This is a genomic window from Pseudomonas sp. GL-R-26, from assembly GCF_019947365.1.
Taxonomy (GTDB): domain Bacteria; phylum Pseudomonadota; class Gammaproteobacteria; order Pseudomonadales; family Pseudomonadaceae; genus Aquipseudomonas.
In genome coordinates this window covers 117,150-138,051 of record NZ_JAGYGI010000008.1, presented here as the reverse complement: position 1 = coordinate 138,051, position 20,902 = coordinate 117,150, and the positions used below count along the sequence as shown (strand labels likewise).

The window sequence follows — 20,902 nt, the reverse complement described above, 5'->3', positions numbered from 1 at the left end:
CGCTATGAGCGAAGATCGATCGAGCAACGGGCAGAAGTCATGGCTGGGTAAGCTCACCCAGGCTTTTGCCCACGAGCCGAAAAACCGCCAGGAGCTGCTTGAGCTGCTGCGCGATGCACACCAGAACAAACTGCTGGACAGCGAAGCGCTGGCCATCGTCGAAGGCGCCATCCAGGTGGCTGACTTGCAGGTCCGGGACATCATGGTCCCGCGCTCGCAGATGGTCAGCATCAAGGCGACCCAGACACCCCGCGAGTTCCTGCCTGCCGTGGTCGACTCGGCCCACTCCCGCTACCCGGTGATCGGCGAAAGCCACGATGACGTGATGGGCGTGTTGCTGGCCAAGGACCTGCTGCCGTTGATCCTCAAGGAGAACGGCGACAGCTTCAACATCAAGGACCTGCTGCGCCCGGCCACCTTCGTGCCGGAGTCCAAGCGCCTTAACGTGCTGCTGCGCGAGTTTCGCGCCAACCACAACCACATGGCCATCGTCATCGACGAGTACGGCGGCGTGGCCGGTTTGGTGACCATCGAAGACGTGCTGGAACAGATCGTCGGCGACATTGAAGACGAACACGACGTCGAAGAGGATAGCTACATCAAGCCGCTACCCAGCGGTGACTTCCTGATCAAGGCCCTGACGCCGATCGAGAACTTCAACGAGTTTTTCGACAGCGAATTCTCCGACGATGAATTCGACACCGTTGGCGGCCTGGTGATGAGCGCGTTCGGGCATTTGCCAAAACGTAACGAAATCACCGAAATCGGCCCGTACCGTTTCCGCATCCTGAACGCCGACAGCCGTCGGATTCACTTGCTTCGCCTGACGCCCATTGCTCGCTAAGGATTGAAATGCGCTGGACAACCCGCCCCGGCTGGCCCGGTAACCTGCTGGCCGTGGCGGCCGGTGCAATCACCACACTGGCCCTGGCGCCGTTCGATATCTGGCCACTGGCACTGCTCGCCGTCGGCCTGTTCTATGCCGGCCTGCGCGAGCTGAGCCCACGTCAGGCACTGGGTCGCGGCTGGTGTTTCGGTTTCGGCCTGTTCGGTGCCGGCACCAGCTGGATCTACTACAGCATTCACCATTTCGGTGGCGCTTCGGTATTGCTGGCCGGTTTCCTGATGCTGCTCTTCACGGCGGCGATTGCCTGGTTCTTTGCCCTGCCCGCCTGGATCTGGGCGCGCTGGCTGCGCCGAAATGAGGCGCCGCTGGCCGACGCCTTGGCCTTCGCGGCGCTGTGGGTCGGCCAGGAAGCCTTCCGCGGCTGGTTCCTGACAGGTTTCCCGTGGCTGTATTCCGGGTACAGCCAGCTCGACGGCCCGCTGGCCGGGCTCGCCCCCATCGGCGGGATGTGGCTGATTTCCTTCACCCTGGCCCTGACAGCTGCGTTGATCTACAACGGCTTGCGCCTGGTTCGCACGGGGCGCAAAGGCTTCATCGCTGCTGGAGCATTGCTGCTGGTCGGTCCATGGCTGCTCGGCATGGCCCTCAAACATCATGCCTGGACCAGCCCTTCAGGCCCGCCACTGAGCGTCGCGGCCATTCAGGGCAACATCGAACAAAGCATGAAGTGGGACCCGGCGCAGCTCAACGCGCAACTGGCGTTGTACCGCGACATGAGTTTCAGCTCCAGGCGAGCCGACCTTCTCATCTGGCCGGAAACGGCGATCCCGGTGCTCAAGGAGTCCGCCGAGGGCTACCTGAACATGATGGGCAGCTTCGCGGCCGAGCGTAAATCGGCGCTGATTACCGGCGTCCCGGTCCGCATGGAGGTCCGCCACGAGAAGCGCTTCTTCAACGGCATCACCGTTGTCGGCGAAGGCGACGGCAATTACCTCAAGCAAAAACTGGTGCCGTTTGGTGAATATGTTCCGCTGGAGGATGTGCTGCGCGGACTGATCGCCTTCTTCGACCTGCCGATGTCGGACTTTGCCCGCGGACCGGCCGACCAGCCGCTGCTGCAAGCCAAGGGTTATCAGATCGCGCCGTTCATCTGTTATGAAGTGGTTTACCCGGAATTCGCCGCCAGCCTTGCCGCCCGCAGCGACCTGTTGCTGACCATCAGCAACGACACCTGGTTCGGCACCTCCATCGGCCCGCTGCAACACCTGCAGATGGCGCAGATGCGTGCGCTGGAGGCCGGCCGCTGGATGATCCGCGCCACCAACAACGGCGTATCCGGCCTGATCAACCCGTTCGGTCAGATTACCGATCAGATCCCGCAGTTCGAACGCGGCATCCTGTATGGCGAAGTGGTGCCGATGCACAACCTCACGCCGTATCTGGAATGGCGTTCATGGCCATTGCTCATTCTCTGCGTGTTGTTGTTTGGCTGGGCGTTGATTGCGAGCCGGATGGCCAAGACTGTCTGAAATCATTTGTGGCGAGGGAGCTTGCTCCCTCGCCACAAGGTTTAGCTCTCAGCGATAGAACAACGAATAACCGATCTGCCCCACCGCCTCGTTCATCAACTGCCCGTTCTGCCAGATCGCCTTGAACTCCGGCATCCAGCCACCCAGTGGCCGCGCATTGTCGCCACCCAGAAACCCTACCGGCGCCGGCACCACCTCAAACCCGGCCTTGCGGAAACTCCAGACCGCTCGTGGCATATGCCCGGCATGAGTCACGAGTACTACACGCTTGATGCCCTGTGGCAGCAACACCTGGGCACTGAACTGCGCATTTTCCCAGGTCGTACGGCTGCGCCCTTCCTGCCAGCGCACGGTCACACCAAAATCGTCGCGCAAGGAGTCAGCCATCATCTGCGCTTCGCTTGGCGGAGTGCCGTAATGCAAGCCGCCGCTGGTCAGTACCGACAGGCCGGACGCCTTGGCCAGCCGCGCGGCAAAGCGCTGGCGTTCCAGGCCGATGCCCGTGGGCTGGTCGGCACCCCAGGCCACGTCACCACGCTCGCGACCGGAACCAAGGACAACGATGGCGTCCGCGCGCTGCCCCAGCATTGCCCATTCCTCGCGGGCCAGCGGTGGCTCACGCTCGAGCAGGCCGGCACTCCACTGCACCACAATCGGCAGGCTCATCAGCCAAAGGCCTCCCAGCCCCAGTGCAAAGCACACACCGGCAAGCCTTGGCCTTGAGCGGCGCAACCACCAGGCAAGCAAAAGCAGCAGCAACAGAATGCCGGGGGGCAAAAGAAGTTGTTTTAAAAAGTAACGAAAAGGCATCGAGCATCTCCCGGAGATGCCCGAAGCCTAAGTGGGTTAGCGCAATGCGACAATCAATACAGGAGGACTATGCTTCAAAAAAACCATGGAGCACCGCTCTGCGTCTTATTTGAACTGCAAAGACCGGACCTTTACCGCGTCTCTGCCGGGAACTTTGTCCTTGAGCCAGATGATCTTGGCCGAACGTGGTGCATCGAGTTGCTTTACCGCCTCTGACAAGCATCCGTGTGTCTCACGCTCACTGCGATCCAGATACGCCTTGACCAGTGCAAACTCTGCGGAGCTCAGGCCACGCAGTTCCAGTTCCAGAGGGCGTACGTCGCGCAACCGGTCAGCAGTTCTTGCCGCTTCCAGGGCCAGGGCCAAACGATCGATCAGCCTTTCGTACAGCTCCGGTTTTGTAGCTTTTTGCTGTGACTCAACCATCCCTCACCTCATTGGAAGATAAGACCTACTCCCCAGTTAGAGCTTAGCTTCCATGAACAAACCGGCTGAGCGCCGCGACCAACGGCCCTCGCAGCGGTTTTTGCGAGACGCGCGGCCGCAATCAGGGTTTCCCTCGGTAGAGCGCGGTCATGTATGCTACGGCGCTTCCTGTAACTCCACTTCCAGCTCGGCTGGGCATCGAAAACGCCAATGCGGCGTGATCAGCGTCCAGCGTTGCATTGAAGAGGATTAGGCCACCCCTATTCAGTTCAAAAGTAGCCATGCACGAACAATATCAGCCCCGTGAAATCGAAGCCGCCGCCCAGTCGTTCTGGGACGAGCAAAAGTCCTTTGAAGTCAGTGAACAGCCAGGCAAGGAGACTTACTACTGCCTGTCGATGTTCCCTTACCCCAGCGGCAAGCTACACATGGGGCACGTGCGCAATTACACCATCGGCGACGTGATCTCCCGCTACCAGCGCATGCAAGGCAAGAACGTTCTGCAACCCATGGGTTGGGACGCCTTCGGCATGCCGGCGGAAAACGCCGCGATGAAGAACAACGTAGCGCCCGCCAAATGGACCTACGAAAACATTGCCTACATGAAGTCCCAGCTGCGCAGCCTGGGCCTGGCGGTGGACTGGTCGCGCGAAGTGACCACCTGCAAGCCTGATTACTACCGCTGGGAACAATGGCTGTTCACCCGCCTGTTCGAAAAAGGCGTGATTTACAAGAAAAGCGGCACCGTGAACTGGGACCCGGTCGACCAGACCGTCCTGGCCAACGAACAGGTGATCGACGGTCGCGGCTGGCGTTCCGGCGCGCTGATCGAAAAGCGCGAAATCCCGATGTACTACTTCAAGATCACCGCCTATGCGGATGAGCTGCTGGAGAGCCTCGACGAACTGACTGGCTGGCCTGAACAGGTCAAGACCATGCAGCGCAACTGGATCGGCAAATCCCGCGGCATGGAAGTGCAGTTCCCGTACAACGTCGATTCCATCGGCGAAACCGGCGCGTTGAAGGTCTTCACCACCCGTCCGGACACCCTGATGGGCGCGACCTACGTCGCCGTGGCCGCCGAACACCACTTGGCCACCCTGGCCGCACAGAACAATCCTGAGCTGCAAGCGTTCATCACTGAATGCAAGGGCGGCAGCGTGGCCGAAGCCGACGTCGCCACCCAGGAGAAAAAAGGCCTGCCAACCGGTCTGTTCGTCGAGCACCCGCTGACCGGCGAAAAACTGCCGGTATGGGTCGCCAACTATGTACTGATGCACTACGGCGACGGCGCGGTGATGGCGGTTCCAGCCCACGACGAGCGCGATTTCGAATTCGCCCACAAGTACAACCTGCCGGTCAAATCGGTAGTGCGCACCAGTTCCGGTGACAGCAACCCGACGCCATGGCAAGACGCCTACGGCGAGTACGGCACGCTGATCAATTCCGGCGAGTTCGACGGACTCGACTTCGCGGGTGCCTTCGACGCTATCGAAGTCGCGCTGATCAAGAAAGAGCTGGGCGCCTCGCGCACCCAGTTCCGCCTGCGCGACTGGGGCATCAGCCGCCAGCGTTACTGGGGCTGCCCGATCCCGATCATCCACTGCAACACTTGCGGTGACGTGCCGGTACCGGAAGACCAACTGCCTGTCGTGCTGCCGGAAGACGTCGTACCCGACGGCGCCGGTTCGCCACTGGCGCGCATGCCCGAGTTCTACGAGTGCAGCTGCCCTAAATGCGGCCAGCCTGCCAAGCGTGAAACCGACACCATGGACACCTTCGTCGAGTCCTCGTGGTACTACGCCCGTTACGCCTCGCCTCACTTTGAAGGCGGCCTGGTGGAAAAATCGGCGGCCGACCACTGGCTGCCGGTGGATCAGTACATCGGCGGTATCGAACACGCGATTCTTCACCTGCTCTACGCGCGCTTCTTCCACAAGCTGATGCGCGACGAAGGCCTGGTGAGCTCCAACGAGCCGTTCAAGAACCTGCTGACCCAGGGCATGGTGATCGCCGAGACTTACTATCGCCGCGAAGCCAATGGCGCTTACACCTGGTTCAACCCGGCGGACGTCGAGCTTGAGCGTGACAGCAAAGCCAAGGTTATCAGCGCCAAATTGAAATCTGACGGCCTGCCGGTGGAAATCGGCGGCACCGAGAAGATGGCCAAGTCGAAGAACAACGGCGTCGACCCACAGTCGATGATCGACCAGTTCGGTGCAGACACCTGCCGCCTGTTCATGATGTTCGCCTCGCCACCTGACATGAGCGCGGAGTGGTCCGACTCCGGCGTAGAGGGCTCGCACCGTTTCCTCAAGCGCGTCTGGCGCCTGGCTCAAGCCCACGTCACTCAGGGCCTGCCGGGCAAACTGGACGTCGCCGGCCTGAATGACGAGCAGAAAGCCGTTCGTCGCTCAATCCACCTGGCCATCAAGCAGGCCAGCCAGGACGTCGGCCAGAACCACAAATTCAACACCGCCATCGCTCAGGTGATGACGCTGATGAACGTGCTGGAAAAAGCCGCGCAAGGCACCGAACAGGACTGCGCACTGATTCACGAAGGCCTGGAAACCGTGACGCTGCTGCTGGCTCCGATCACGCCGCACATCAGCCACGAGCTGTGGAATCGACTGGGTCACGCTGAACCTGTGATCGACGCCGGCTGGCCGGTGGTGGATGACAGCGCTTTGGTTCAGGACAGCCTGCAACTGGTGATTCAGGTCAACGGCAAGCTGCGTGGCCACATCGAAATGCCGGCCAGCGCCACCCGTGAAGAAGTCGAAGCCGCCGCCCGTGCCAACGAGAACGTGCTGCGCTTCGTCGACGGTCTGACCATTCGTAAAGTGATCGTAGTGCCCGGGAAACTGGTCAATATCGTCGCCAGCTAATTGGATCAGGCGCCAGGTGAGCCTGGCGCCGAGTAAAACCTTTCGGGCCGCTTGATCGGCCCACATGGTTTCAAGGGGAGCAACAAGATGATCAAACGCAATCTGCTGGTGATGGGCCTCGCGGTTCTGCTGAGCGCCTGCGGTTTCCAGCTGCGCGGCACCGGCACCAATGAACTGGCGATCAAGGAACTCGACCTGAGCGCCCGTAACGCTTATGGCCCAACCGTTACCCAGTTGCGTCAGGTACTGATTGGCAGCGGCGTCAAGGTCTATACCGGCGCTCCTTACAAGCTGGTGCTGACCAATGAACAGGAAAACCAGCGCATCCTCAGCTACGCAGGTGCCGGTCGTGCCGGCGAGTACCAGATCACCACCGTGCTGAACTACGACATCCGTGGTCGCGGCGATCTGCCACTGATGAGCGACAAGATTGAAGTGCAGAAAATCTACATGCACGACGGCAACAACCTGGTGGGCTCTGACCAGGAAGCTGAAACGGCCCGTACAGAAGGCCGCCGGGAGATGGTCCAGCGCATGATGCTGCGCCTGGAACAACTGAGCCCGGCCCAACTGGACCAGTTGCAGCAGACTGCCGAAGCCAAGGCCAAGGCGGATGCCGCGGCACTGGAAGCGGCAAAGAAGGCTGAAGCGGAAACCCCGCGTCAGTCGCCTATCGAACTGCCGCAGCAGTAAGACTTACGGGGCGCTCGGGCGCCCCGTTCGCCCCCCTCTTATGAAGCTCGCCCCCGCCCAACTCGCCAAACACCTGCAAGGCACCCTTGCGCCGGTCTATATCATCAGCGGCGACGACCCGTTGTTGTGCCAGGAGGCGGCCGACGCTGTTCGCGCTGCCGTCCGCCAGCAGGGATTCGATGAACGCCAGGTGTTTGCCGCCGACGCCAGTTTCGACTGGGGGACGCTGCTGCAAGCCGGTGCCAGCATGTCGCTGTTCGCCGAAAAGCGTCTGCTGGAACTGCGCCTGCCTTCCGGCAAACCCGGCGACAAGGGTGCCGCCGCGCTGATCGAGTACTGCTCGCGCCCGGCCGACGACACCGTACTGCTGATCAGCTTGCCGAAACTCGATGGCAGCGCGCAGAAAACCAAGTGGGGCAAGGCGTTGGTCGAAGGACAGCAGACCCAGTTCGTGCAGATCTGGCCGGTCGATGTCGCCCAGTTGCCAAGTTGGATCCGCCAACGTTTGTCCCAGGCCGGGCTTTCCGCCAGCCAGGACGCCGTTGAGCTGATCGCGGCACGGGTCGAGGGCAATCTGCTGGCCGCCGCCCAGGAAATCGAAAAGCTCAAACTGATGGCCGAAGGCGGCCAGATCACCGTTGAAACCGTGCAGGCTGCGGTGGCCGACAGTGCACGCTTCGACGTCTTCGGCCTGACCGATGCGGTGCTCAATGGTGAAGCAGCCCACGCCTTGCGCATGCTAGAAGGGTTGCGCGGTGAAGGCGTCGAGCCGCCGGTGATTCTCTGGGCCCTGGCCCGGGAGTTGCGCCTGCTGGCCAATATCTCCCTGCAATACAGCCAGGGCACGCCACTGGACAAGGCCTTCAGCCAGGCCAAACCTCCGGTCTGGGACAAACGTAAACCGTTGGTGAGCAAAGCCCTGCAGCGCTACTCGGCCCAACGCTGGGCGCAGCTGCTGCTCGAAGCGCAGCGCATCGATGCCCAGATCAAGGGCCAGGCAGCTGGTTCGCCGTGGATGAGTTTGAGCCGGTTGACGTTGTTGATGGCCGGGCAAAGATTGTCGTTACCTGCCGAGTAAGGCTTTCTGTGGCGAGGGGGCTTGCCCCCGCTGGGGCGCGAAGCGGCCCCCATTCGTTACTGAGTTCTTCCAGGCACACCGCACACTCCGGTTCTACGGCTGCTCCGCAGCCGAACGGGGGCAAGCCCCCTCGCCACAAGGGACTAGACATCCCCCCAACTTCGGCCGATGATTTGCCCCGCAAAAACCACTCACTTGCGAGGCTTCATCATGAGCAAAAAGCCATCAACGCATGGCCCCAACAAGGCCAAATCCATCATCGCCCAGCCATTGTTCCGTAGCCGCCAGGTACGCCCGGCCAAGGGCAAAGGCAGTTACCGCCGCGAAGCCTTCCAGTCTGACAGCTGGGAGGCTTCTTACTTTCTGGCTGCGTAAAGCAGAACACCCCTTTGACATGGTAAGGTCTGTACCTGATTCGTATTCCCTGGACCCGTGCATGCCCTTTTGTCTTCCCCGTCGTTGGCACTTACGCCAATTGATCGCTGCCTCCAGCCTTGTTTTGCTTGTCGCCTGTGCGGAAAAACCGACCGCAGCCGACGCTCAGCCGCTTCAGACACTTCCTGTCGCTACCGCCCCGGCGGTTGTTCCGCCTGTGGTTCCGACCGGTGAGAACCTTGACATCCAGCCAACCCAGACCTTCGCCGAATGGCAGGCGGGTTTCCGCAAAGATGCCCTGGCCGCCGGCATCCGCGCCGATCTGTTTGATCGCGCTTTCGCCAATGTCAGCTTCGACCCCAGTGTGATTAATGCCGATCGCAGCCAACCGGAGTTCGCAAAACCGGTTTGGGAATACCTCGACGGCGCCTTGTCGCCGCTGCGGGTACGCAAAGGCCAGTCGCTGATCATCCAGTACGCCGACATCCTGCAAAACATCGAGCAGCGCTACGGCGTCGACCGCCAGGCACTGGTGGCGGTGTGGGGCATGGAGAGTAACTTCGGACAGTTCCAGGGCAGCAAGTCGGTGATCAACTCCCTGGCGACCTTGGCTTACGAAGGCCGCCGTCCCGGCTTCGCCCACGCGCAATTGATCGCGGCCTTGCAAATCCTGCAACAAGGCGACATCGAACCCGAGAAGATGCTGGGTTCCTGGGCCGGCGCCATGGGCCAGACCCAGTTCATCCCGACCACCTACAATACCCACGCCGTCGATTTCGACGGCGACGGCCGTCGCGATATCTGGGGCAGTTCGGCTGATGCCCTGGCCTCGACCGCGCATTACCTGCAAAGCTCCGGCTGGCAGAGAGGTCAGCCGTGGGGCTTTGAAGTCCAGCTACCGAGCGGTTTCAACTACGTACTGGCCGATGGCACGATTCGCAAGAGTGTCGCCGAGTGGCGCCAACTGGGCGTTACGCTGCCCAACGGTGGCCAGGTCCCGGCAGGCTCGGAACAACTGTCTGCGGCACTGCTATTGCCGGCTGGCTACCGCGGCCCGGCCTTCCTGGTGCTCGACAACTTCCGCGCGATTCTCAAGTACAACAACTCGTCGTCCTACGCCCTGGGGGTGAGCCTGTTGTCCGAACGCTTCAATGGCGCTGGCTTGATCAGCGGTACGTGGCCAAAGGATGACCTGCCTCTGAGTCGTACCGAGCGGATCGAGCTGCAGAACCTGCTGAGCGGGCAAAACTATGACGCCGGCACCGCCGACGGGATCATCGGCGCCAACACCCGCAAGGCGATCCGTAGCGCCCAGCAGTCGTTTGGCTGGCCGGCGGATGGGTATCCGACGCACAAGTTGCTGGAAGGGTTGCGGAACCGCTAAAAGCTTCGCGGGCAAGCCCGCTCCCACAGGTTCAGGGGCGTTCACATGATTTGTGTACGACGCGAACACTGTGGGAGCGGGCTTGCTCCGGGCGGCGTTCCGACGAAGACTGACTGACAGGCGATAAAAATCTAACGCCCGACCACCACATCCTGCTCCAACACCAACTCCTTGTTCCCAGCATCCAGCCTGACCAACGCCCCCATGGGCAGCGTCAGGTTCGGGTCGCAATGCCCACTGCGCCACCCGGACAGCACCGGAATCTTCAATGGCTCGAAGGTCTGCTTGAGCAACCTGTCCAGCGCTGCTACCTCAACCCCCGCCACATCCCCGACCAACACGCCGCGCAGCTTGTGCAACGTGCCAGCCAGCCGCAGTTGGGTCAGCAACCGGTCAATGCGATACAGCGGCTCGTTGATGTCCTCGATCAACAGAATGACGCCCTCGGCGTCCATCTCGTAGGGCGTGCCCATGGTCGCGGCGATCATGGCCAGATTGCCTCCGAGCAAGCGCCCATGTGCCACACCCGGCTCGATCGTGGTCAGCGGGTAAGCCACCGGATGAGCCAGCACCGTGCCCGCCCTCACCTGCCCGCGCAGCATGTTGAAGAATGAAGACTCGGTAGGTATTTGCTTGTCACCCAGCAGGTCGGCATTGAGCAACGGACCATGAAAGGTCACGAAGCCGGCATAACGACTGATCGCCAGATGCAGCGCGGTGATGTCGCTGTAGCCGACGAACGGCTTGGCGTTGTCACGCAGCAAATCAAAATCGATGCGGTCGAGCAGCCGGGGTGTGCCGTAACCACCGCGCAGGCAGATAATCGCATCCACCTCGCTGTCGGCGAACGCTGCGTGCAGATCGCCAAGTCGCACTTCGTCGCTACCGGCCAGATAGCCGTTTTTTTCGTAGACCCCGGGAAACACTTTCAGTGAATAACCCCGGGCACGCATCCATTGCACCGCCTTGTCGGTGTCCAGCGGCGCGGGACCGGCGGGTGCGATAACGCCGATCATGCCTTCCGACGGCAGTGCCGGGACGGGAGCATGAGGGCAAAGGGTGTGGGTCGGTCGAGCGGTCATCCGTGAATCTCCCTGCGTGAAATCTTCAGCACACAGTAGTCAGGAACGGGGACAAACAGAAGAGGTACCGTTGCCCCGCAGGTTGCAGAAAAAACAGCCATTGCCATGGGCCAGGCAAAAAAACGCCCGCGAGGCTGGATGCCGTGCGGGCGCTTTTCATTTCATTGCGTCGATCAGGACGACATCAGCTCGGCCTTGACCAGCTTGGCCTGCTCGTCGGCGTGATACGAGGAGCGTACCAACGGACCCGAGGCAACGTTCTTGAAGCCCATCTTGTAGCCTTCCTCGGCGAACCAGGCGAAGGTGTCCGGGTGCACGAAACGCTGTACCGGCAAGTGGCTGCGGGACGGTTGCAGGTACTGGCCGAGGGTCAGCATGTCGATGTCGTGCTCGCGCATGCGCTTCATGACTTCGATGACTTCTTCGTCGGTCTCGCCCAGGCCCAGCATCAGGCCGGACTTGGTTGGAATGTGCGGCATCATCTGCTTGAAGCGTTGCAGCAGGGTCAGCGACCACTGGTAGTCCGAACCCGGACGTGCAGCCTTGTACAGGCGCGGCACGGTTTCCAGGTTGTGGTTGAACACATCCGGTGGCTCAGCGGCGGTGATTTCCAGCGCGATGTCCATGCGGCCACGGTAGTCCGGGACCAGGGTCTCGAGCTGCACGTTCGGCGACAGCTTGCGGATTTCACGGATGCAGTCGGCAAAGTGCTGGGCACCGCCGTCACGCAGGTCGTCGCGGTCTACCGAGGTGATCACCACGTACTTCAGGCGCAGGTCGGCGATGGCAATGGCCAGGCTTTCCGGCTCGTTGACGTCCAGTGGCTTCGGACGGCCGTGGCCGACGTCGCAGAACGGGCAACGACGGGTGCAGATGTCACCCATGATCATGAAGGTCGCGGTGCCACCGGAGAAGCACTCGCCCAGGTTCGGGCAGGATGCCTCTTCGCACACGCTGTGCAGCTTGTGTTTGCGCAGCAGGGCCTTGATGCGGTCGACTTCCGGCGAAACCGGGATGCGTACACGAATCCAGTCCGGTTTCTTCGGCAGTTCGGTGGTCGGAATGATCTTCACCGGGATGCGTGCAACCTTTTCGGCGCCGCGCAGCTTGACGCCGGCTTCAACCTTGGGACGCGGGGCCGGGCGCTCGGAAACATCGAGCGTCGGGATCATGGTTTGCACTGCATCAGTAGTCATATCAGTCGATTCCGCCCGTCAGGGTCGTCTGCTCAGCATAGTCGAGGTGTTTGACGAGCTGCGCGCGCAGCCGGGCACTTACCTCGGCAAATTCAATCGATCCTGCGTGATCGCTCAGCTGGGTCATCGCCAGCCCGGCATAGCCGCAGGGATTAATCCGTCGAAACGGTTCCAGGTTCATGTCCACGTTCAAGGCCAGGCCATGAAAGGAACAGCCGTGGCGGATCCGTAGACCCAGGGAGGCGATTTTCGCCCCATCGACGTAGACACCCGGTGCATCGGGCTTGGCCACGGCGGTGACACCGTAACTGGCCAGCAGCTCGATCAGGCATTGCTCCATCCGGCTGACCAGATCGCGCACGCCAAACCCGAGCTTGCGCACGTCAAGCAGTAGGTAAGCCACCAGCTGGCCGGGGCCGTGGTAGGTCACCTGACCACCACGGTCGACCTGCACCACCGGAATATCACCGGGAAGCAGCAGGTGCTCGGCCTTGCCAGCCTGGCCTTGGGTGAACACCGCAGGGTGTTCCACCAGCCAGATCTCGTCGGCGGCATCGTTGCCGCGTTCGTTGGTGAAGCGCTGCATGGCATGCCAGACCGGCTCGTAAGCCATCTGGCCGAGCTCGCGAAAACCCAGCACACCGGACATCACAGCACCATGTGCACGAAACCGGTTGCCCGCAGTTCGCTGTTGATGTTGTACAGCTGGTCCTGGTCGGTCGCGACGATGTGCAACTGAATGGTGGTGTATTTGCCGTTGCTGCTCTGGCGCTCGTCAACACGCTCATCGTTGATCGTTGCATATTTGCGGACGATGTCGATGATTCTGTCCTTGTTGCCCGCGCCGGTGTCGCTGATCACCTTAACCGGGTAATCATTGGCAGGGAACTCGATCTTTGGCGCCTTTACTTCGGTATCGGTCATGGCGTAACGGCCTCGTAAGCGTAAGCCGTGGCGACGGGCATGGCTGCGCGCCAGATCAGCGCGGAGCCATGCAGGTGCACACTAAATTCAGTTGAACAAGCCGTAGAAGAATAGACGGATGCTATCCCACATGCGGCGGAAGATACCACCTTCCTCGACAGCGTCCAGAGCGATCAGATCGGCGCTGTGCACCACCTTGTCGTCCAGTTTCACTTCGACTTTACCGATCACGTCGCCCTTGGCGATTGGCGCGACCAGCTGCGGGTTCATGGTCATGCTGGCAGCGAGCTTTTTCAGCTGGCCTTTTGGCAGGGTCATGGTCAGGTCTTCAGCCAGACCGGCCTTGACCTGGTTGGTGGAGCCTTTCCAGACCGGAGCCTGAGCCAGCTCGGTGCCCTTCTGATAGAAGGTCTGGGTTTCGAAGAAACGGAAACCGTAGGTCAGCAACTTCTGGGTTTCGGCGGCACGAGCCACTTCGCTGTTGGTGCCGAACACCACGGCGATCAGGCGCATGCCATCACGTACGGCCGAAGACACCATGCAGTAGCCGGCTTCGTCGGTGTGGCCGGTTTTCAGGCCGTCGACGGTCTTGTCGCGCCACAGCAGCAGGTTACGGTTCGGCTGCTTGATGCCGTTCCAGAAGAACTCTTTCTGCGAGTAGATCGCGTAGTGAGCCGGGTCTTCGTGGATGATCGCGCGAGCCAGCACAGCCATGTCGTGAGCCGACGAGTAGTGCTCAGGGTTCGGCAGGCCGGTCGGGTTCATGAAGTGGGTGTTGGTCATGCCCAGGTCGGCGACGGTCTTGTTCATCAGGTCGGCGAAGGCGTCTTCGCTACCGGCGATGTGCTCGGAGAGCGCGACGCTGGCGTCGTTGCCCGACTGGATGATGATGCCGTGCAGCAGGTCGCTGACGGTGACCTGCGAGCCGACCTTGATGAACATCCGCGAACCGCCGGTACGCCAAGCGTTTTCGCTGACGGTCACCGGATCGTTTTCGCCGATCTGGCCACGACGGATTTCCAGGGTCGCGATGTACGCGGTCATCAGCTTGGTCAGGCTGGCCGGTGGCAGACGCTGGTCACCGTTGTTCTCGACCAGCACGTTGCCGCTGCTGGCATCCATGAGCACATAGGCCTTGGCGGCCAGTTGTGGTGGCGAAGGCATCATCTCGACCGCGAATGCGGCAGGTGAGAGAAGCAGCGGGACTAGCAGGAACAGGCGTTTGGCAAAGGTGGTGATGTTCATCCGTCTCTCGAAATCGCTAATGGAAACTGCCCAAGGGCAAAACTAATCAAATAACCTTCAGGCTTTGCCCGAAAACTGCCTGCGCGACGATCATGCTGCGTTAAAAACAGGCTCGGAATGCTCATGTAGGCCCCTACACTCCGCTTCCTCGCCTGTTTTTGCCTTGTCTGATCGCCGCTCGGCGAGTTTTCGAACAAACCCTACGAGTCATCGCGTGTTCAGCTGTTCACTCAGTCACCCTTGCCGGGCTTTTGTTCTTCAACGAGTCAACAACCTGGTTCGCCCCCCAATACCGCAGACGAACCGTCAATCAAGCTCTACGTATTACTTCGTGGCTTACTCGGTCACAACACTCGGTGAACCGAGATTGGCCAGGCGCACACTGTTCTGCACCTGCTGAATTTCACCCGGCGATCCGATCGGGCCCAGGCGAACCCGATGCAGGGTCTGCTGATTGCGCACGATCGAGCTGATGAACACCGGAGCGCTCACCATCCCGCTGAGCTTCGATCTCAGGAGTTCTGCAGCGTCCGGGTTGGCGAACGCGCCCACCTGCAGATACTGGCCAGAGGCTGGTACAGAAGCGTTTTTTTTTGCATCAAGCTGCACTGGCACCATCGCGGCGGCGTGTTGCTGCGGCGGAGGCGTCCATTGTTCGACGGTGCCGGCCGAAGCCGTGATCACCGGGGCGCTATTCTGCGCGACTTTAGGTTCGTTGAGCATTAATGGTGCCGGACGGCCCTTGGCGGCCCACCATTGCTGCGGGTCGATACCTTCGACCTTGACCCGCGCGGTGCCGGTTTCGGCGTAACCGAGTTTCTTGGCGGCAGCGTAGGACAAGTCGATGATCCGGTCCGAGTAGAACGGTCCGCGGTCGTTTACTCGCAGGATCACGCTCTTGTTGTTGTCCAGGTTGGTCACCCGGACGTAACTTGGCAGTGGCAATGTCTTGTGCGCGGCACTCATGCCGTACAGGTCATACACTTCGCCGTTGGCGGTGTTCTGACCGTGGAACTTGGTGCCGTACCAGGACGCCGTACCCGACTGCACGTAGGTCTTGGACTCTTGCAGCGGGAAGTAGGTCTTGCCCAGCACGGTGTACGGGTTGGCCTTGTACGGGCCGGTGTGCAGGGTCGGCGTGGCGTCCGGGATACGCGAAACATCGACATCCCACCATGGCGCGCCATCCTTGTGGGCACGGTTGATGTCCAGCCCCGGCGTCGAGCGCACCGCGGTGCTGCTGGTTTTCTGGGCCGGCGCGCGGCTGGTCGAACAACTGGCGACCAGCACTGCCAGCGCGGCGAATGCCATCAGCTTCAGGGGTTTATTGATAGGCAATGCCCGCATTACTTGACGCCCCGTGCTTGGACCAGCTGTTCAGACAGTTGATGTACGGCCATGGCGTACATCACGCTGCGGTTATATCGCGTGATCGCGTAAAAATTCTTCAGGCCCATCCAGTACTCGGGGCCATTGTCGCCTTCCAGGCGGAACGCAGTAACCGGCATATCATCGCGCAGCGCATCATGACTTGACCACCCCAGGGCTCGCAACTCCCCGACGGTTTTCGTCGGTTCGATACCTGCGGTCAAACCTTCGTCGACCTGATCGCCACGGACATCGGCGCGGCTGACCACCGGTTCGCCGGCGACCCAGCCATGACGCTTGAAGTAGCTGGCGACACTGCCGATGGCATCGTCCGGGTTGGTCCAGATATTGATATGGCCATCCCCGTCAAAATCCACCGCATAGGCGCGAAAACTGCTTGGCATGAATTGCGGCAATCCCATTGCGCCGGCGTAGGAGCCTTTGAGCGTCAACGGATCGACCTGCTCTTCGCGGGCCAACAGCAGGAACTCACGCAATTCCTTGCGGAAAAACTCGGCACGGGGAGGATAGTCGAAACCCAGGGTCGACAAGGCATCGATCACCCGGAAATTTCCGGTATTACGGCCGAAAAAGGTTTCAACGCCAATGATCGAGACAATCACCTGGGCCGGCACGCCGTATTCCTGCTCGGCACGGGCCAACACCGCTTCGTGCTGACGCCAGAAATCCACACCCCGGGCGATGCGCGCATCGGTGATGAACATCGGGCGATATTCGCTCCACTGCTTGACCCGTTCGGCGGGCTTCGAGATGGCGTCCAGAATCGACTGCTTGCGCTCGGCTTCGCGGAACACACCCATCAATTGCTCGCCGGCGAAGCCGTAGTCGCGGGTCATTTCACCGACGAATTCAGCCACCTGGGGTGAGCCTTCGTAGTCGCCGGCCAACGCTTCCTGCATGGTGCCAAGGATGCTTACCAGGCCGACCCATGGCGCGTATCGAGTCGCCCAGCCACGCATTACTTGCATTGAAAATTTCACCTTATTCAAACCTGCGCGATCCACTTGCGATGGGTATGGATCGACATCAAAACCCCAAACGCTGACAGTAGCGTCACCAGCGAAGTTCCTCCGTAGCTAATGAACGGCAACGGCACCCCCACCACCGGCAACAGGCCACTGACCATACCGATGTTGACGAAAACATAAACAAAAAACGTCATGGTCAGGCTGCCCGCGAGCAACTTGCCGAACAATGTCTGCGCCTGGGCGGTAATCACCAGGCCACGGCCGATCAATAGCAGGTAGATCAGCAACAGCGCGCAGATCCCCACCAGGCCGAACTCTTCACCCAATACGGCAATGATGAAGTCGGTGTGGCTTTCCGGCAGGAAGTCCAGGTGCGACTGGGTGCCCAGCAACCAGCCCTTGCCAAACACACCACCGGAGCCAATGGCGGCCTTGGACTGGATGATGTTCCAGCCCGTACCGAGCGGATCACTCTCCGGGTCGAGGAACGTCAGGATTCGCTGCTTCTGGTAGTCGTGCATGATGAAAAACCACATGGCAATCGCCACGGGAACAGCGGCGGCCAGCACGCTGAGGATCCAGCGCCAGCGCAGGCCACCCATGAACAGCACGAAAGCGCCGCCGGCCAGGATCAGCAGCGACGTACCGAGATCCGGCTGGCGCACGATCAGAATGAACGGCACCCCGATCAACATCAGGCTGATACCCACATGCTTGAGTTGCGGCGGCAATGTGCGCTTGGACAGATACCAGGCGATGGTTGCCGGCATCAGGATTTTCATGAACTCCGAGGGCTGGAAGCGCACGACACCAGGGATATTGATCCAGCGCGTGGCGCCCATGGCGTTGTGGCCCATGACATCCACCACCACCAGCAACAGCACACCGATCACATACCCGACCGGCACCCAACGGGCCATGAAGCGCGGCTCGAACTGAGCGATGACGATCATCGAGACCAGACCGATGCCGAACGAAGTAGCCTGCTTGGCCAGCAGGTCCCAGCTCTTACCACTGGCCGAATACAGCACGAACAGACTGCCGGCGGCCAGGGTCAACAGCAAAATCAGCAACACGCCATCGATGTGCATGCGTTGCAGCAGCGTCGCGCGACGACGCATCACATCCTCACTGGAGAGCATGCGATCAAAATTATTCATCACGGGCCGTGGCCTCCGCGCTATTAGGGCTGGCGTATTCGGCTTTGAGGTGCCCGTTCTGGTCGAGCAACCAGGCGTCCATGATCTGACGCACCACTGGCGCGGCGACGCCGGAGCCGGACTCACCGTTCTCGACCATCACCGACACCACGATCTGCGGATCGTCCGCCGGGGCGAAGCCCACGAACAAGGCGTGGTCGCGATGGCGCTCCTGAACCTTGGAGCGGTCGTACTTCTCACCCTGCTTGATCGCGACCACCTGGGCCGTACCACTCTTGCCGGCGATGCGGTACTGCGCACCGATCGAAGCCTTGCGTGCCGTACCGCGGGCGCCGTGCATCACCTGCTGCATGCCGTGGTTGACCTTGGTCCAGTCCGACGGGTCGCGCAGGATGATGTCCGGCATCGGATTCTGATCCACCGGTTTCTCGCCTTCGATGGTCTTGGCCAGGTGCGGACGGTTCCAGATGCCTTTGTTGGCCACCAGCGCCGTGGCCTGGGCCAGCTGCAGTGGGGTCGACTGCATGTAGCCCTGACCGATCCCGAGAATCAGCGTTTCGCCCGGGAACCATGCCTGGCGGCGGGTCGCGCGCTTCCACTCGCGGGTCGGCATCAAACCCGGCGATTCCTCGAACATGTCCAGGGAAACCTTCTGACCGATACCGAACTTGGACAGATACGACGACAACCGATCGATCCCCAGCTTGTGGGCCAGGTCATAGAAGTAGGTGTCGTTGGAACGCATGATCGCCGTGTCGAGGTCGACAAAACCATCACCGGTGCGGTTCCAGTTGCGGTACTTGTGATCGTAGTTGGGCAGCATGTAGTAGCCGGGGTCGAACACCCGGGTCGAGGCAGTCACCACACCCGAATCCAGGCCGGCAATCGCCACGGCAGGCTTGATGGTCGAACCCGGCGGGTACAGACCGCGCAGCACGCGATTGAATAGCGGCCGGTCGATGGAGTCGCGCAGTTCGGAATAGGCCTTGGAGCTGATGCCGGTGACGAACAGGTTCGGATCGAAGCTCGGCTGACTGACCATCGCCAGCACCTCGCCGGTTTTCGGGTTCAGGGCCACCACCGCACCACGACGACCACCGAGCGCGGTTTCGGCGGCTTCCTGCAATTTGATGTCCAGGCTCAGGACGATGTCTTTGCCGGAAACCGGTTCGGTGCGCTTGAGCACCCGCAATACACGGCCCCGAGCGTTGGTCTCGACCTCCTCGTAACCCACCTGACCATGCAGCTCCGGCTCATAGAAACGCTCGATGCCGGTTTTGCCGATCTGATGGGTGCCGCTATAACTGACCGGGTCCAGAGACTTGAGCTCTTTCTCGTTGATCCGCCCCATGTAGCCCACCGAGTGCGCAAAATGCGCGCCCTGGGGATAGTGACGAACCAGTTGGGCGACCACTTCCACCCCCGGCAGGCGGAACTGGTTCACGGCGATGCGGGCGATCTGCTCTTCGGTCAGCTCGAACAGGATCGGCACCGGCTCGAACGGCCGACGCCCCTGACGCATGCGCTTCTCGAAGATCACCCGGTCCTCGGGCGTCAGCTCCAGCACTTCGACGATCACGTCGAGCACTTGCTGCCAATCGCCAGAACGCTCGCGGGTCATGCTCAAGCTGAAGCTGGGCCGGTTGTCGGCAATCACCACGCCATTGCGGTCGAAAATCAATCCACGAGTGGGTGGAATCGGCTGTACATGGACGCGGTTGTTTTCCGACAGGGTCGAGTGGTACTCGTACTGGATCACCTGCAGGAAATACAGGCGCGCGATCAGTACGCCAATCAGCGTGACCACCGCAATTGCCCCGAACACGACGCGGCCACGCACCAGACGGGCGTCTTTTTCGTGGTCCTTGATGCGGATCGGCTGGGACATGAGGGCAGAACTACTTGTGGTAAGGGTGACCGGACAGCACGGTCCAGGCACGGTACATCTGTTCGCCGATCAGGATCCGCACCAGCGGGTGCGGCAAGGTCAGCGGCGACAACGACCAACGCTGGTCAGCCCGGGCACAGACTTCCGGCGCCAACCCCTCGGGGCCACCGACCATGAAGTTGACCGTGCGCGAGTCCAGCCGCCAGCGATCGAGCTCGACCGCCAGTTGCTCGGTGCTCCAGGGCTTGCCATGGACTTCGAGAGTGACAATCCGCTCGTTCGGCCCGACCTTGGCCAGCATGGCTTCGCCTTCCTGGCGGATGAAACGGGCCACGTCGGCGTTCTTGCCACGGGTATTGAGCGGTATTTCCACCAGTTCCAGCGCCAGCTCGGACGGAAGACGCTTGGCATATTCATGCCAGCCTTCTTCCACCCACTTGGGCATGCGTGAACCGACGGCGATCAGTCGCAGTCGCACAGCGGTCCCTTATTCCTGGTCTTTGTTGAGCTTGTTGAAATGCTCGTGACCAACTTCAGGGCTGTGGTGCTTGCCATCGGCCGCACGGCTCTGCTCGGCACCTTTCCACAGGCGCTCCAGGTCGTAGAACTGGCGGGCGTTGGAGGTCATCATGTGGACGATCACGTCGTCCATGTCCAACAGCACCCAGTCGCTGTCGCCCTTGCCTTCTTCACCCAGCGGCTTGATACCCAGGGCTTTGACGGCCTCGCGAACCTTGTCCAGCATCGCGCCGATCTGGCGGTTGGAGGTACCGGTGGCGATGATCATGTAGTCAGTGATGCTCTGCTTGTCGCGAACATCAATCACCAGCACGTCCTGGGCCTTGACGTCTTCCAGGGCGGCTACGGCGATCTTGACCAGCTCGTCGCCTTTAGGCGGCTCGGCGGCGAGGACCTTTTCCGGCAGTGGGGCACTCTTGAATGTGCCTTTGCGTTTTACTTTGCTTACGTCGTTGCTCGTCATATAAAACTCGTTTTGCTCGTTTGTTCGGGCGCTTCAAT

At 61.0% G+C, this 20,902-nt stretch carries 20 protein-coding genes; 7 read left to right on the top strand and 13 right to left on the bottom strand.

Going from position 1 to position 20,902, the window contains the following annotated elements:
• The first annotated feature begins 4 nt into the window (after positions 1 to 4).
• Positions 5 to 844 (top strand): HlyC/CorC family transporter, encoded by an 840-nt coding sequence (locus KGA96_RS10850; RefSeq protein ID WP_027924283.1) that lies wholly within the window; start codon positions 5 to 7, stop codon positions 842 to 844.
• A gap of 8 nt (positions 845 to 852) precedes the next feature.
• Positions 853 to 2,376, top strand: a complete 1,524-nt coding sequence (lnt, locus tag KGA96_RS10845; RefSeq protein ID WP_223512759.1) for an apolipoprotein N-acyltransferase — start codon at positions 853 to 855, stop codon at positions 2,374 to 2,376.
• Between the two features lie 48 nt (positions 2,377 to 2,424).
• Here lnt and KGA96_RS10840 read toward each other — a convergent pair whose 3' ends face one another.
• Together KGA96_RS10840 and KGA96_RS10835 are read right to left on the bottom strand one after the other, a co-directional pair.
• Positions 2,425 to 3,186, bottom strand: a complete 762-nt coding sequence (locus tag KGA96_RS10840; protein ID WP_223512755.1) for a YdcF family protein — start codon at positions 3,184 to 3,186, stop codon at positions 2,425 to 2,427.
• A gap of 105 nt (positions 3,187 to 3,291) precedes the next feature.
• Positions 3,292 to 3,612: a hypothetical protein gene (locus tag KGA96_RS10835; protein WP_223512751.1), complete on the bottom strand. Its 321-nt coding sequence runs from the start codon at positions 3,610 to 3,612 to the stop codon at positions 3,292 to 3,294.
• Positions 3,613 to 3,893: 281 nt separating this feature from the next.
• Between KGA96_RS10835 and leuS the strand changes: the two genes are divergently transcribed.
• The 5 genes from leuS (at position 3,894) to KGA96_RS10810 (ending at position 10,030) form a co-directional block, all read left to right on the top strand.
• The gene (gene leuS / locus KGA96_RS10830) at positions 3,894 to 6,500 is read left to right on the top strand and encodes a leucine--tRNA ligase (protein ID WP_223512747.1); all 2,607 of its coding nucleotides are present in this window, start codon (positions 3,894 to 3,896) and stop codon (positions 6,498 to 6,500) included.
• A gap of 87 nt (positions 6,501 to 6,587) precedes the next feature.
• On the top strand, positions 6,588 to 7,193 hold the full coding sequence (gene lptE / locus KGA96_RS10825) for an LPS assembly lipoprotein LptE (protein ID WP_223512744.1): 606 nt from the start codon (positions 6,588 to 6,590) through the stop codon (positions 7,191 to 7,193).
• Positions 7,194 to 7,233: 40 nt separating this feature from the next.
• Positions 7,234 to 8,271, top strand: coding sequence for a DNA polymerase III subunit delta (gene holA, locus KGA96_RS10820; RefSeq protein ID WP_046041690.1), 1,038 nt, complete (start codon positions 7,234 to 7,236; stop codon positions 8,269 to 8,271).
• A 210-nt stretch (positions 8,272 to 8,481) separates the two neighbouring features.
• Positions 8,482 to 8,646, top strand: coding sequence for an alternative ribosome rescue factor ArfA (arfA, locus tag KGA96_RS10815; protein WP_046041689.1), 165 nt, complete (start codon positions 8,482 to 8,484; stop codon positions 8,644 to 8,646).
• A gap of 61 nt (positions 8,647 to 8,707) precedes the next feature.
• A complete protein-coding gene (locus tag KGA96_RS10810) occupies positions 8,708 to 10,030 on the top strand; it encodes a lytic murein transglycosylase (RefSeq protein ID WP_046041688.1) in 1,323 nt (440 codons plus the stop codon).
• A gap of 131 nt (positions 10,031 to 10,161) precedes the next feature.
• On the opposite strand, the gene KGA96_RS10805 is transcribed toward KGA96_RS10810, so the two are convergent.
• From KGA96_RS10805 to rsfS, 11 genes are all read right to left on the bottom strand, one after another.
• On the bottom strand, positions 10,162 to 11,112 hold the full coding sequence (locus KGA96_RS10805) for an LD-carboxypeptidase (RefSeq protein ID WP_046041687.1): 951 nt from the start codon (positions 11,110 to 11,112) through the stop codon (positions 10,162 to 10,164).
• A gap of 173 nt (positions 11,113 to 11,285) precedes the next feature.
• Complete coding sequence (lipA, locus tag KGA96_RS10800; protein ID WP_162130451.1) at positions 11,286 to 12,284, bottom strand: lipoyl synthase; 999 nt, start codon at positions 12,282 to 12,284, stop codon at positions 11,286 to 11,288.
• 25 nt (positions 12,285 to 12,309) lie between these two features.
• Positions 12,310 to 12,957, bottom strand: a complete 648-nt coding sequence (gene lipB, locus KGA96_RS10795; protein WP_046041686.1) for a lipoyl(octanoyl) transferase LipB — start codon at positions 12,955 to 12,957, stop codon at positions 12,310 to 12,312.
• Positions 12,957 to 13,232: a DUF493 domain-containing protein gene (locus tag KGA96_RS10790; protein WP_046041685.1), complete on the bottom strand. Its 276-nt coding sequence runs from the start codon at positions 13,230 to 13,232 to the stop codon at positions 12,957 to 12,959. Before KGA96_RS10790 ends, lipB begins: the two co-directional genes overlap by 1 nt.
• A gap of 87 nt (positions 13,233 to 13,319) precedes the next feature.
• Positions 13,320 to 14,477 (bottom strand): D-alanyl-D-alanine carboxypeptidase family protein, encoded by a 1,158-nt coding sequence (locus tag KGA96_RS10785; RefSeq protein WP_046041684.1) that lies wholly within the window; start codon positions 14,475 to 14,477, stop codon positions 13,320 to 13,322.
• A gap of 336 nt (positions 14,478 to 14,813) precedes the next feature.
• The gene (locus KGA96_RS10780; RefSeq protein WP_046041683.1) at positions 14,814 to 15,824 is read right to left on the bottom strand and encodes a septal ring lytic transglycosylase RlpA family protein; all 1,011 of its coding nucleotides are present in this window, start codon (positions 15,822 to 15,824) and stop codon (positions 14,814 to 14,816) included.
• The gene (gene mltB / locus KGA96_RS10775; RefSeq protein WP_046041682.1) at positions 15,824 to 16,834 is read right to left on the bottom strand and encodes a lytic murein transglycosylase B; all 1,011 of its coding nucleotides are present in this window, start codon (positions 16,832 to 16,834) and stop codon (positions 15,824 to 15,826) included. Before mltB ends, KGA96_RS10780 begins: the two co-directional genes overlap by 1 nt.
• 17 nt (positions 16,835 to 16,851) lie before the next feature.
• Positions 16,852 to 17,955 carry a rod shape-determining protein RodA gene (rodA, locus tag KGA96_RS10770; RefSeq protein WP_046041681.1) on the bottom strand — a complete coding sequence of 368 codons (1,104 nt, stop codon included), beginning with the start codon at positions 17,953 to 17,955 and terminating at the stop codon, positions 16,852 to 16,854.
• Between the two features lie 31 nt (positions 17,956 to 17,986).
• Positions 17,987 to 19,882, bottom strand: coding sequence for a penicillin-binding protein 2 (mrdA, locus tag KGA96_RS10765; protein ID WP_046041680.1), 1,896 nt, complete (start codon positions 19,880 to 19,882; stop codon positions 17,987 to 17,989).
• A gap of 10 nt (positions 19,883 to 19,892) precedes the next feature.
• The gene (gene rlmH / locus KGA96_RS10760; protein ID WP_008052376.1) at positions 19,893 to 20,360 is read right to left on the bottom strand and encodes a 23S rRNA (pseudouridine(1915)-N(3))-methyltransferase RlmH; all 468 of its coding nucleotides are present in this window, start codon (positions 20,358 to 20,360) and stop codon (positions 19,893 to 19,895) included.
• 9 nt (positions 20,361 to 20,369) lie between these two features.
• Positions 20,370 to 20,864, bottom strand: a complete 495-nt coding sequence (gene rsfS / locus KGA96_RS10755; protein ID WP_046041679.1) for a ribosome silencing factor — start codon at positions 20,862 to 20,864, stop codon at positions 20,370 to 20,372.
• Between the last annotated feature and the right edge of the window lie 38 nt (positions 20,865 to 20,902).